Source organism: Arsukibacterium tuosuense, from assembly GCF_900215315.1.
In the GTDB taxonomy this organism is placed as follows: domain Bacteria; phylum Pseudomonadota; class Gammaproteobacteria; order Enterobacterales; family Alteromonadaceae; genus Alishewanella; species Alishewanella tuosuense.
The window spans coordinates 350,285-362,587 of sequence record NZ_OBEB01000003.1; the positions used below are offsets into that span (position 1 = coordinate 350,285).

Consider the following 12,303-nt stretch of genomic DNA (forward strand, 5'->3'; position numbering starts at 1 on the left):
TATGGATATCTTATTAAGCTTTGGTTTAGATAAAATTGGCTTTATTCTGGCAGCCATTGCTTATCTTTTCTTCTTCGGCTTGCTGCTTACCACCAAAGTATCCAACCTGCCAAAATATCTGTTACTGGCCTTGTCTATTGCCAGTTTCTGCTGGGCGGTTTATTACAGCTGGTCAGCCGCCCTGCCATTCACCACACTTAGTTCACACCTGATTGAAAACAGTAAAAATGCCATGTTGTTGATGTTTTTGCTGGCAGCACTGAGTCCCGCCAATAACACTGTCGGCAAGTTCTTTCGACGGCATCATGTCTATGGCTTACTGATTGCTATCTGTAGCTGGACTTTTGTTTCATCCAGCGGTTTGCTAAGCGCCAGCAATATTTTTACCGGAAATCTTGCAATATGTATTTTACAACTAGCGTTACTCGAAGCACTGTATCGCCGCTCAGGCGACGCTAAATGGCAATATAAACCCCTGGTAATGGCACTGACAATTACTACCCTGTACGACTTTGCTCTGCTGGCAGAGTCCGCCTTATTTGGCAGGATCGACGACCAAATCTGGTTTGCCCGCGGTTTCGTGTACGGCGCTATGGTACCGTTGATGATTATTGCCGTGCGGCGGATTCAGGCCTGGGGTATAAACGTCTATATCTCGCGGGATATCGTCCTGCAAAGCTCGCTGGTGCTTGGTGCTGGCGTGTATTTATGTTTATTAGCCATTACCGGTTTTTATATCCGCTATTTTGGTGGTAACTGGTCAAATCTGATTCAGGCAACCTTTATACTGCTGGGTATCGCCACCCTGATCTTTTTAATGCTGTCAGGCACCCTGCGACGCAAGCTTAAAGTATTTATAGAAAAACATTTCTTTGCCAATAAGTTTGATTACCGTGAAAAATGGCTACTGCTTACCCGCTCATTGCAAAAAATTGATATTACCCAGCCAGAGGATCACTATAAAAGTTTGTTAGTTGCCTGGTTAAACAGTATTGGCTATAGCCGCGGCGCAATTATCCGGTTTAAAGCCAGCTCAATTAAAACCCTGGCACTGCAACAACGGCCGCCGCTGAATAACGATGAACGCCAGATAATCAGTGCTTATCGGCAAAGTTTCGGCAGCCGCAACTGGCTGCTTGACCTGTCAGACAGTTCGGACTCCTTCGTCCGGCAAAACGTTGCGACAAAGCTGTTGGATATTCAGCTTATTATTCCGATCCATACCAAAGGCGAGTTATGGGGGCTGTGTTTAATGAATGCCCCAAAAGTAAATAAACTCAGTTTAAACTGGGAATTAAGGGACTTTCTGACTATCGTTTCAGAACAAATATCCAGCCAGCTGCTGCTGATGCAGGCCAGCCAGAAGCTAAGTGAAAATGCCCAGTTTATCGCCTTTAGCAGAATGTCAGCCTTTGTTGTTCATGATCTGAAAAACGTTAAAGCGCAAATAGATCTTATTTTAAAAAATGCGGCCAAACACCGGCATAATCCTGAATTTATCGAAGACAGTTTCACTACCCTGGCGGCAATGCAGCAACGGCTGCAAAACATGTTGAGCCAGCTGACCAACAAAAGACCCGACCAGCAAACCGACAGTCTTATTTCAGTCGGTCGTCTGGTACAAGATGTGATAGAAAACCGCTGTGCTGTGCGTAAACCCGTACCAGTGCTGCACATTGAGCAGGATTGCACCATTTTTATCGACAAAGATCGCTTCAGCAGTGTGCTGTTTCATCTTATCGACAATGCCCAACATGCCACAGAAGCCGATGGTGAGGTAACGGTTACCATCACAGAACATGCTAATCAGTTAAAACTGACTATTGCAGATACCGGCTGTGGCATGAGCGACGAATTCATTCAGAATCGACTATTTAAAGCGTTTGATTCAACCAAAGGCAACGCCGGCATGGGCATTGGCGCACACGATGCACTACATTTTGTTGAGCAACAAGGTGGCCAGCTTAGTGTTAAAAGCGTACCTGATCAGGGGTCTACTTTTACCCTGCTACTTCCGTTAAAATCTTCGTTTAGCCTGGCTGAGCCACAAGAAAAAAATAATACAAGGAATGTAATATGAAAACTGTACTGGTCGTTGAAGACGACATGGGTATCCAAAAACAATTAAAATGGAGCCTGAGCGACTATGAACTGGTTTTTGCTGATGACAGAGCCAGTGCCATGACGCAGCTCCGACGTTACGAGCCGGCGGTCGTCACCCTGGATTTAGGCTTACCACCAGACCCTGCTAACGCCTCTGAGGGCCTGGCGTGTCTGGCAGAAATTCTCGCCGTTCAGCCTGATTGCAAAGTGATTGTGCTTACCGGCAACACTGACAACGAACATGCCCTGAAAGCAGTAGCCTTGGGTGCATACGACTATTACCAAAAGCCAATAGATGCTGATGTGCTGAATATCATTATTCAGCGAGCCTTTAAGCTGACTGAGCTGGAACAGGAAAACCAGGCCCTGAAAGCCAGTAGCAGCGCCCAGCTGGATATTATTGGCAACAGCGATGCCATGATTAAAGCCTGTCGTACGGTAGAAAAAATCGCACCTACAGAAATTACTACCCTGTTGCTTGGTGAAAGCGGCACCGGCAAAGAGGTGTTTGCCCGGGCGATCCATAAGCAAAGCCAACGTGCTAACAAGCCGTTTGTGGCGATTAACTGTGCTTCAATTCCGGAAAACCTGCTGGAAAGTGAGCTATTCGGTTATGAAAAAGGCGCCTTTACCGGTGCCAATAAAACCACGCTGGGCAAAATTGAATGCGCTAATGGCGGTACCTTATTATTAGACGAAATTGGCGATATGCCGTTAAGCCTGCAGGCTAAAATGTTGCGCTTTTTGCAGGAGCGCGTGATAGAGCGCATTGGTGGCCGCCAGGAAATTGAAGCGGACGTCAGAGTAATTTGTGCTACCCACCGCAATCTGGCAGAAATGGTAGCAAGCCAGACGTTCCGGGAAGATCTGTACTACCGGATAAGTGAAATAACCCTGACAATCCCGCCACTGCGCGAACGTGGTCACGATATCATCATTATTGCCAAAGCGTTATTGCACAAGTTTAACAAGGAATATCACTCGCAAATTCATGGTTTTACCGACAACGCGATACAGGCCATGCTTGCTCACAGCTGGCCAGGTAATATCCGCGAATTGCAAAACAAACTGAAATCCGCTGTCATTTTAGCCGACAATAAACTGATCGATGCCCCAGACCTTGGCCTGAACAGCAATAATCACAATAAACTCGATACACTGCGAAAAGTCAGGGAGCAGGCTGAAACTCAGGCCATTCGCCATGCTTACGCCGTGGCAAATACTAATTTATCTAAAACCGCAGATTTGCTGGGTATTACCCGGCCAACCTTGTATGCATTAATAGATAAGTATCGCCTGCATGACTTACGGCATACTGATCATGAACACTGAAGCCTGGAACGGCTTTAGTATCGCTAAAGCCCTATTCAGTCGCTTTTAGCCTGTAGAGTTAAAATAAAAAAACCCGCATTAAGCGGGCTTAACTCATACTTTAAAATATAAAAAAGCCCGCACTAAGCGGGCTTAGTTCATGATTTAAATATAAAAAGCCCGCACTAAGCGGGCTTAGCTCATGATTTAAATATAAAAAGCCCGCATTAAGCGGGCTTTTTTGCACATGCCAGAATTAAAGGCTGATACCTTTGGTTTTAGCACGGTCTTTGATGTAAGAATCCCAACTGCGCACCTGGCGTGAGGTTGAGGGGTCTTTTTTCGCTTGCTGCAGGGCAGCATAGGCTTCTTTCAGTTTACCCTGATAGAAGTACGCTTCCAGAATATTCAGATGAATACTACCTGGCCGGTCAGCATCACGGCTTAACGCTGCATTAAATGCAGTAATCGCATCCGGATAACGCTGCACAGACATCAGCGCCATACCTTGGCGGCGATACGCATCAGCTTCGTTAGTCAGTTTAGCCAGTTCGCCATAGTACTCGGCAGCTTTGCTAAACTCACGAGCCGCCTGGAAATTCGAAGCAATAGCTGAAAGCATAGTCCGATCTTTCTTGATCTGACCACTTTTAACGTACTTCTCATAAATGGTAGCGGCTTTGTATGGAATATTGTTATTCGCATACATCTGACCTAACGCTTTAAACTCAGATTCTTTCTCAAGGAAACCTTGCGAGTAAGCAATCTGAAATGCGCTTAACGATTTAGTATAGTCTTCAACCAGAGTGTAAAAGTTACCCAGATAAATCCAGTAGGTCTTTTCTTCCGGGAATAACTGCACCATAGTTTCGACCGTGGCAACGGTTTCCGGATAACGTTTCAGCTCGTAGAAAGCGCCCATTTTCATTAAATAATGATTTTTATTGGGTTCTTTAGCAAAGCGGATAGCGTTATCTGCAGCCGGCACAACCTTATCGTACTCACCCAGCTGAAAATGGGCGTTGGCAATACGTAAGTATGCATCAGGATCGTTTTCACCGGTAAAGCGCATCCAACGACGGTAGCTTTCAATCGCAACCTTAAAACGGCCTTCCTGAATTTGCAGGTCAGCTAATATTTTAAGGGCTGCAGCCTGGTCATTAAAACCCAGCACATCAGGTTTTACTGCCAGTTCCAGATACTTTATCGCCTGTGGAATGTCTTTAAATGCATAAATATTACCAAGGAACCGGTATAGAAATGCTTTATCAAAATCACCACTTGGATCAGCGTCAACTAACACTGCAATCGCTTCGTCGATTTTCTCTTCGTTGTATAACTCAAGCGCTTTAGTGATTACCCGACCTACCCGCTCGCCGGGTAATTGAGTTTTAGCATTTTTACGCGCTTCAATCCGCTCACGGTCAGCTGCAGTTAAATCCTGCGCCGCTGCCGGAAGCGAAAATATACTGAAGCTCGCTGCTAACACTAAACTGGAAGTTAATAACGTTAATTTTTTCATAGTTAACCTCCGGCCATGTCTAAGGTAAAGTCTAGCTGAACCTGCTGGCCTGGTTGCCGCTGTGCTTTACCATCTACAACTTTAGGGCTGTATTTCCAACGGCGCAGCGCACGAATCGCTTCACGGTCGAACACCCGACGTGGTTCAGCTTCAATAACCTGTACTTCATCGACGCTGCCGTCTTCCATTATGGTAAAGCTTAAGCGAACCCAGCCTTGTAAGCCATCACGGGCAGCTTGCACCGGATAACGCGGTTCGATCCGCACTATCGGGGTAGCATCGCCATCTCGTAACAACGAACCAGGATTATTTAAGCCAACATTTGCGCCTAAATCCATACCCGGCATGTTAAAACCAACCGCACCTGCGGTATTAGTCTGCTCAGGCTCTGGCTGCGGCGTTTTTGGCGGCTCAGCCGGTGGTGGTGGTGGTGGTGGCGGTGGAGGCCGCCGCACCTGTGTATCTGAATCAGGCGGCGTAGTGTTGATTTCAACAACAATACGCTCTTGCTCAGGCGCCCGACGTTTGTCGCTGCTTTGAATCAGCAGCGCCATGATCAGAAACAACAGAAACGTTACCACTGCACCGATAATTAACGATGTTAGGAAACGCATCATAACTAGTTTTTCTCCCCGGCAATGGTAATTATAAGCGACTGGTCAGCAGCTTTAACCTGATCCATTACTTCCATTACTACACCGTGTTTAGCGCCAACATCAGCCTGCAGAATAATAGTATCTGTTGGCGACTCAGCTCTTAAACGTTCAATGTTGGCAGAAACCCGCTCAATATCAACCATCCGCTTATCCATCCATACTTCGCCATTCTCACGAATAGCAATAAAGATAGTAGCTGACGGCTTTTGCTGGGCCTGGGTTGCTTCCGGCTTGTTAACATCGATACCAGCTTCTTTCACGAAAGAAGTCGTTACGATGAAGAATATCAACATAATGAAAACGATATCCATCATCGGCGTGATGTCGATTGCCGCTTCCTCGTCTTCACGAATACGTTTACGTGCCATAAAATTCTCTCTTAATGATGCGGTAAGCTGTCAACGAGATCTGCTTTTTCCCGTTTCACTTTTGTTTCAAGCCGCGAACTGAAAAACAATCCTGATAACGCTGCAACCATACCCGCCATTGTCGGAATTGTTGCCATCGAGATGCCGGCAGCCATAGTACGGGGGTTACCTGTACCTTGTGTCGCCATGATGTCGAATACCGCTATCATGCCGGTTACTGTGCCAAGCAAACCAACCAATGGACACATTGCAACCAGAGTTTTAATCAGTAACATCCGCTGATCAAGGTCATTTGTCGCCTCAGAAATCCAGGTATCACGGATTTTATGGGCATACCAGGACGTGGTATCAGCTCTGGCATCCCATTTGGCAATAATATCCTTTTTAATCTTAGGAAATACTGCCGATACGTACCAGTAGCGCTCTAACATCAAAAACCACATGATGAAGAGAACCACGGCAACAACGTATAACACGTTGCCACCGGTATGAATAAAATCCTGTACCGATTCCCACAGCCCTACTAGCTGGGTCATCATTAGGCGTTCTCCTTCTCCGCATGAGCAGCAACAATACCTGCGCTTTGCTCATCTAACACGTGTAAAATCGATTTTGCTTTAGCCTGGACAATGCTGTGAACAAACAACAGTGGTAATGCTGCAATCAGACCCAGAGCCGTTGTTACCAACGCTAAAGAGATTGAGCCTGCCATCAGTTTCGGGTCACCGGTTCCGTACAGGGTAATTTGCTGGAACGTCAGGATCATACCGATAACGGTACCTAACAGACCCATCAGCGGTGCTACCGCAGCAAACAACTTAATTAAACCAATACCACGGTCAATACTTGGCGTTTCGCGCAGGATGGCTTCATCAAGTTTCAGTTCAAGGTTTTCCACATCAGCAGAACGGTTCTGGTGATACACATTCAGAATACGACCCAGTGGGTTGCTGTCTGAAGGGCTGGCCAGGTTTTTCAGCTGTGAACGCATTTTGCCGCCAACCATGGTTAATACCAGGAAGCGCTCAAGCGCAATCAGTAAGCCGATAAACAGTAATACCGTGATCAGGTAACCAACAGTGCCACCCTGGTGGTAGTATTCCATCAGTGTGCTACGTTGCTGGTTTAAGCGCAGTAAGCTGTTGCCTTTGGTAGGGTCAATGTATAAACCGGCTAACTCGCCTGTAGAGGCATTGTGGTACTCAGCAACTGAGTTGTGAATTTTTGACTGTGGTTGACGACCCAGAGGTTGGATCTGGTCAGTATCAACGTTACGGATTAAGTACTGGTCGTCGGTAGTCAGGTGGAAGGCACCAAAACGGGTAACCCGCTCGGTTGAACTACCGCCATCTAACTTAACCACTTCAGCATCAAACTGAGAAATTTTAGCTGATTCAGTCATTTCAGTCAGCATGGCAACCCACAGGTCTTCCATCTGGCTTAATGTTGGTAACTCAGTCGCAGCAGCAATAGCACGCAATGGCTCTTCACGGCCAGGATACTGAGCACTGATCAGTGAACTGGTAATCACACCAATTGCCTGGTTAGCAGATTGACGTACCACACCGAATACTTCACCCATGGTACCCTGAGCGCTTTCCAGCTCCTGGATTTTCTGAGCAATTAAGATGTCGTTTTCAGAGTACTGCTTGGCTAAACGATCACCGCGCGCTTCTTCTTCTGCAAATTGTCTTTTTGCAGTATTCAGTAACGCTTGCTTGTCAGCACGCTCAGCCAGGAAAGCACGTTCGCGCTCCTGGTTCATCCGGCCTTCAACAGCACGCTCTTTCTTAATTTGTTCAAGTAGCTGGTCAAGCTGAGCCGTGTTAGCTGCAGCGTTAAATGCTACTGATGCAGATAAAGTAACCGCAGCAGCAACAACCAATGTTTTAATAGCCTTTCTCATTTATTCTTACTCCGCTGCGAAAAGTGGTACACGGTCCATATCAGGAGTCGCTTCACGACGCGACATCTTGATAAGGTTGGTGATTGAATTCATATATGAATCAGGTAGCTTTTCCCAGCCTTTTGTTTCTTTGTTATAAGCCCAGGCTGCTTTACCGTCTAAAGACTGAGCGGTAAGCGCTAAGCGGCCAACACTTAAATAATCAACAGTAATTTCCTGACCTTCAAAATTCAGGGTACCCTGGAATGCAGCCATTTCTGTGCCGTAGCCCATTTCAATGCTGTATGCTTCCAGGATCTGACGATACTGCTCTGAACGCTGAACGTCAGAACGTTCCATCAGTTCACGTAACTTTTCAACACGCTCTAACCGACGCTCGGTACGCAGTGGAATATCAGCGTTTACAAATTGCTCTAACGCATCAATCATCCGGAACATCAAAGGTACAGTACCTTTGTTGGTATTTTCCAAATCGTCCATCTGGCGCTGTAAAGAGTCCAGTTGGCGTTGTTGGTCGTTAACCAGCGTTTGCAAAAAGTCGTTGTAAACTTTTAGGTTTTCAGTTTGCACTACGACAACACGGTACTCGCCCAGTAATTCCTGAGTTTGCTCGTATATAGTGTTAATTTTTTCCTGAGACTGCAGTGCAGCACGTTGGATCTGGCTATTCGCCTGGTGTAGATCTTTTAAGTCTGTTGCAGCGGCAGAACCGGCAAAAGCTAAGCTGCCAGCCAGCGCTGAGGCAACAAGACTCTTTTGAATTTTTTTGTTAAACATAGTTCCCAACCAATTATTGCTGATTAACGTAACCTGATTAGTGTAAGGGCTTACGCTGAAAAATTAAGACGCAAAATTCAGATACAATAAGCCCTCGGTTAGAGGGTAAACCGTCCGCATCATTGCAGTTAAAACTCAGGTTGTCAACAGCATGCAGCTGCCTGAACCTAGGGTTTACCGCGATGATCCGGCCGGTTTATCACCAATTTTAAGCGTCATTAAACCTATAGTTGTTAATATTTAATGACGCATTAAATATTTTGGTTATTTTATATGCGGCGTCAATTTGCCCGCCGTATATAAATCAACCATAGCATCGAGCGACAAGGCTTTAATTTTACTACCATTGCCGGCACAGCCAAATGCTTCGTAACGGGCAATACAAATGTCTGCCATTGCTGTTACTGAAGCCTGTAAATACTTTCTTGGATCAAATTCAGCCGGATGCTGCGCCAGGTAACGACGAATAGCCCCGGTAGACGCTAACCGCAAGTCTGTATCGATGTTAATTTTACGTACCCCAAACTTAATACCCTGTTGTATTTGAGCAACAGGCACGCCGTAAGTTTCCGGGATTTTACCGCCATATTCATTTATTACTTCCAGCCAGTCTTGTGGTACTGATGACGAGCCGTGCATCACCAGATGGGTATCCGGGATCCGTTGATGGATTGCTTTAATCCGGTCAATGGCCAGAATATCGTCAGTAGGTGGCCGGCTGAATTTATAAGCACCATGCGAGGTACCACAAGCAATAGCCAGCGCGTCAACCTGCGTTTCACGGACAAACTGTGCCGCTTCTTCCGGATCAGTAAGCATTTGCTCATGGGTTAACACCCCACTCGCGCCAATGCCATCTTCCTCACCGGCTTCGCCGGTTTCCAGCGAGCCGAGACAACCTAACTCACCTTCCACTGAGACGCCACAGGCGTGCGCTATTTCAACTACCTTGCGCGTTACATTAACATTGTATGCATAATCCATTGGCGTTTTACCATCTTCGCCCAATGAGCCATCCATCATCACAGATGAAAAACCAAGCTGAATCGAGCGCTGACATACTGCCAGTGAGGTGCCATGGTCCTGATGCATTACCACCGGAATATGGGGAAACTCTTCTACAGCTGCCAATATCAGGTGGCGTAAAAACGGTGCCCCCGCATATTTGCGCGCACCTGCCGAAGCCTGCACTATCACCGGGCTGTCCGTTTTATCTGCGGCCAGCATAATGGCGCGCATTTGTTCCAGGTTATTTACGTTAAATGCCGGGATGCCGTAACCCACTTCGGCGGCGTGATCGAGCATTTGCCGTAATGATATCAGTGCCATGAAAGCCTCTCTTTTATACTAAGGTACAGTTTGTAGGTAAAATGTCGTCATTATTTTATTATGAATTTTTTATGACATCGCTTTTGCCGCGATGCTTATCAAACTTAATTTTTTTGTCTGTCGCCAGCCCGTTGTTCCAGTATAGCGACTGCTGGTAAGGTTTTGCCTTCTAAAAACTCTAAAAAAGCGCCACCACCAGTAGAAATATAAGATACATCTTTGGCAATACCATATTTATCAATGGCGGCCAGGGTATCACCGCCCCCGGCAATTGAGAAAGCGTCACTACTGGCAATTGCCTCAGCTACTGCTTTGGTACCTGCTGCAAACTGCTCAAACTCAAACACCCCTACCGGACCGTTCCAGACTATAGTACCGGCATTTTTCAGAATATTGGTTAACAGGCCAACGGTTGCCGGGCCCACATCAAAAATCATCTCGGTACTGGCAACATCTGCCACCAGCTTTAGACTGGCCGGCGTTTGCTCACTGAATTCCTGCCCTACTACCACATCAGTTGGCACCGGTATCATAGCGCCGCGCGCTCTGGCCTGTTCGATAAGCCGCTTGGCTTCCGGAATTAAATCTGGCTCGTACAGCGATTTACCCACATTATTGCCCTCAGCAGCAATAAAGGTATTGGCAATACCGCCTCCAACAATAAGCTGGTCAACGATACCTGACAACGATTCCAGCACGGTCAGCTTAGTCGATACTTTTGAGCCACCAACAATCGCCACCAACGGCCGTTTCGGGTTCTTTAACGCCGCGCCCAGCGCATCCAGCTCTGCGACTAATAATGGCCCGGCACAGGCAACGGGAGCAAATTTTGCCACACCATGAGTAGATGCCTGGGCCCGGTGGGCCGTACCAAATGCATCCATCACAAACACATCACATAAGGCAGCAAGCTGCTTTGCCAGCTGGTCATCATTTTTTGCTTCACCGCTGTTAAAGCGGACGTTCTCAAATACCACCACTTCTGCAGTATTTACCTCGACGCCTTGTAAGTAATCGCTAGCCAGCCGCACCGGTACCGTTAGTACCTGAGACAAATAATCAACCACTGGCAGCAGCGATGCCTCCTCTGCAAACACTCCCTCTTCAGGCCGGCCCAGGTGTGACATCACCATAACTTTCGCGCCTTTATCCAGCGCCAGCTGAATAGTGGGTAGTGCAGCCTTTAACCGGGCATCGGACGTTACTTTGCCGTCTTTTACCGGCACATTTAAGTCTTCCCGAATCAATACCCGCTGTCCTGCCAAATCCAGGTCGCTCATCCGAATAACGCTCATTAATTGCTCCTTGTCATTACTATTGTTGCCGCATGGCCCGCGCTGTATCGAGCATCCTGTTGGCAAAACCCCATTCGTTATCGCACCATACCAGGCATTTAACTAATCGTTTGTGGCTGACCCGGGTCTGGGAGCCATCGACAATGCAGGAGTGCGGGTTATGATTAAAATCAACCGACACCAGCGGCTCTTCAGTATAATCGAGAATACCCGCCAGGTTGCCCATTCCGGCTTGTTGCAATGCTTTATTTACCCTGTCAATGCTGACATCCTGATGCAAGGTAACACTTAAATCCATAGCCGTAACGTTAACAGTGGGCACCCGTACCGCTATTGCTTCAAACCTGCCGGCAAACTTCGGTAAAATGCGTTCGATGCCCAGCGCCAGTTTAGTATCCACCGGAATAATTGACTGACTGGCCGCCCGGGTCCGGCGTAAATCCGGATGGTAGGCATCTATAACCTGCTGGTCATGCATCGACGCGTGAATAGTGGTTATGGTGCCACTTTCAACCCCAAAATGCTGATCCAGCACCTGAATAACCGGCACTATGCAGTTTGTCGTACAAGAGCCGGCAGAGACTACCGTCATCTCTGCGCTAAGCAAATGCTGGTTGATACCATAAATAATAGTGGCATCAATATCTGTATCTGCCGGATGAGAAAACAATACTTTTTTTGCGCCGGCAGTTAAGTGCCAGTTGGCATGCTCACGACTGTGAAATACCCCGGTGCACTCCAGCACCACATCGACATCCAGCTCAGTCCAGGGCAGCTCTAACGGATCGGCTTCGCTGAACAGCGCAATCTCGTCACCTGCAACCCGGATACCACCAGCAAATGATTCTACGTTAAAACCGAAACGGCCATGTGAAGTATCATACTTTAATAAGTGAGCAACCCCTTTCGCATCGGCCAGTTCGTTAATTGCAACAACCTGTAGTTGCTGTTGCCATCCATTTTCATAGATCGCCCGCAAAATATTGCGGCCAATCCGGCCGAAGCCGTTAATTGCCAGTTTAATTGCCATATCACC

11 protein-coding genes are annotated in these 12,303 nt (G+C 47.1%); 2 read left to right on the forward strand and 9 right to left on the reverse strand.

What is annotated here, in order from left to right; all coding sequences use genetic code 11:
• Position 1: 1 nt before the first annotated feature.
• Both prsK and prsR read left to right on the forward strand, forming a co-directional pair.
• A complete protein-coding gene (gene prsK / locus CRO03_RS08455) occupies positions 2-2,080 on the forward strand; it encodes an XrtA/PEP-CTERM system histidine kinase PrsK (RefSeq protein WP_097111178.1) in 2,079 nt (692 codons plus the stop codon).
• A complete protein-coding gene (prsR, locus tag CRO03_RS08460; protein WP_097111179.1) occupies positions 2,077-3,435 on the forward strand; it encodes a PEP-CTERM-box response regulator transcription factor in 1,359 nt (452 codons plus the stop codon). The genes prsK and prsR overlap by 4 nt, the downstream gene beginning before the upstream one ends.
• 235 nt (positions 3,436-3,670) lie before the next feature.
• On the opposite strand, the gene CRO03_RS08465 is transcribed toward prsR, so the two are convergent.
• The 9 genes from CRO03_RS08465 to epd form a co-directional block, all read right to left on the reverse strand.
• On the reverse strand, positions 3,671-4,936 hold the full coding sequence (locus CRO03_RS08465; RefSeq protein WP_097111180.1) for a tetratricopeptide repeat protein: 1,266 nt from the start codon (positions 4,934-4,936) through the stop codon (positions 3,671-3,673).
• A 2-nt stretch (positions 4,937-4,938) separates the two neighbouring features.
• Positions 4,939-5,553, reverse strand: a complete 615-nt coding sequence (locus tag CRO03_RS08470) for an energy transducer TonB (RefSeq protein WP_097111181.1) — start codon at positions 5,551-5,553, stop codon at positions 4,939-4,941.
• 2 nt (positions 5,554-5,555) lie between these two features.
• A complete protein-coding gene (locus tag CRO03_RS08475) occupies positions 5,556-5,960 on the reverse strand; it encodes an ExbD/TolR family protein (RefSeq protein WP_097111182.1) in 405 nt (134 codons plus the stop codon).
• Between the two features lie 11 nt (positions 5,961-5,971).
• Positions 5,972-6,499, reverse strand: coding sequence for a MotA/TolQ/ExbB proton channel family protein (locus CRO03_RS08480; RefSeq protein WP_212682389.1), 528 nt, complete (start codon positions 6,497-6,499; stop codon positions 5,972-5,974).
• Entirely contained in the window at positions 6,499-7,866 is a 1,368-nt protein-coding gene (locus CRO03_RS08485) for a MotA/TolQ/ExbB proton channel family protein (protein WP_097111183.1), read from the reverse strand. Before CRO03_RS08485 ends, CRO03_RS08480 begins: the two co-directional genes overlap by 1 nt.
• A 6-nt stretch (positions 7,867-7,872) precedes the next feature.
• The gene (locus CRO03_RS08490; RefSeq protein WP_097111184.1) at positions 7,873-8,643 is read right to left on the reverse strand and encodes a DUF3450 domain-containing protein; all 771 of its coding nucleotides are present in this window, start codon (positions 8,641-8,643) and stop codon (positions 7,873-7,875) included.
• A 264-nt stretch (positions 8,644-8,907) separates the two neighbouring features.
• Positions 8,908-9,972, reverse strand: a complete 1,065-nt coding sequence (gene fba / locus CRO03_RS08495) for a class II fructose-bisphosphate aldolase (protein WP_097111185.1) — start codon at positions 9,970-9,972, stop codon at positions 8,908-8,910.
• Positions 9,973-10,076: 104 nt separating this feature from the next.
• Complete coding sequence (locus tag CRO03_RS08500; protein WP_097111186.1) at positions 10,077-11,267, reverse strand: phosphoglycerate kinase; 1,191 nt, start codon at positions 11,265-11,267, stop codon at positions 10,077-10,079.
• 19 nt (positions 11,268-11,286) lie between these two features.
• Positions 11,287-12,297, reverse strand: coding sequence for an erythrose-4-phosphate dehydrogenase (gene epd / locus CRO03_RS08505; protein WP_097111187.1), 1,011 nt, complete (start codon positions 12,295-12,297; stop codon positions 11,287-11,289).
• Between the last annotated feature and the right edge of the window lie 6 nt (positions 12,298-12,303).

What these genes read in the sequence shown, in the direction of transcription:
- prsK (WP_097111178.1), top strand. Translation starts at nt 2, where the DNA reads ATGGATATCTTATTAAGCTTTGGTTTAGATAAAATTGGCTTTATTCTG.
- prsR (WP_097111179.1), top strand. Translation starts at nt 2,077, where the DNA reads ATGAAAACTGTACTGGTCGTTGAAGACGACATGGGTATCCAAAAACAA.
- CRO03_RS08465 (WP_097111180.1), bottom strand. Translation starts at nt 4,936, where the DNA reads ATGAAAAAATTAACGTTATTAACTTCCAGTTTAGTGTTAGCAGCGAGC.
- CRO03_RS08470 (WP_097111181.1), bottom strand. Translation starts at nt 5,553, where the DNA reads ATGATGCGTTTCCTAACATCGTTAATTATCGGTGCAGTGGTAACGTTT.
- CRO03_RS08475 (WP_097111182.1), bottom strand. Translation starts at nt 5,960, where the DNA reads ATGGCACGTAAACGTATTCGTGAAGACGAGGAAGCGGCAATCGACATC.
- CRO03_RS08480 (WP_212682389.1), bottom strand. Translation starts at nt 6,499, where the DNA reads ATGATGACCCAGCTAGTAGGGCTGTGGGAATCGGTACAGGATTTTATT.
- CRO03_RS08485 (WP_097111183.1), bottom strand. Translation starts at nt 7,866, where the DNA reads ATGAGAAAGGCTATTAAAACATTGGTTGTTGCTGCTGCGGTTACTTTA.
- CRO03_RS08490 (WP_097111184.1), bottom strand. Translation starts at nt 8,643, where the DNA reads ATGTTTAACAAAAAAATTCAAAAGAGTCTTGTTGCCTCAGCGCTGGCT.
- fba (WP_097111185.1), bottom strand. Translation starts at nt 9,972, where the DNA reads ATGGCACTGATATCATTACGGCAAATGCTCGATCACGCCGCCGAAGTG.
- CRO03_RS08500 (WP_097111186.1), bottom strand. Translation starts at nt 11,267, where the DNA reads ATGAGCGTTATTCGGATGAGCGACCTGGATTTGGCAGGACAGCGGGTA.
- epd (WP_097111187.1), bottom strand. Translation starts at nt 12,297, where the DNA reads ATGGCAATTAAACTGGCAATTAACGGCTTCGGCCGGATTGGCCGCAAT.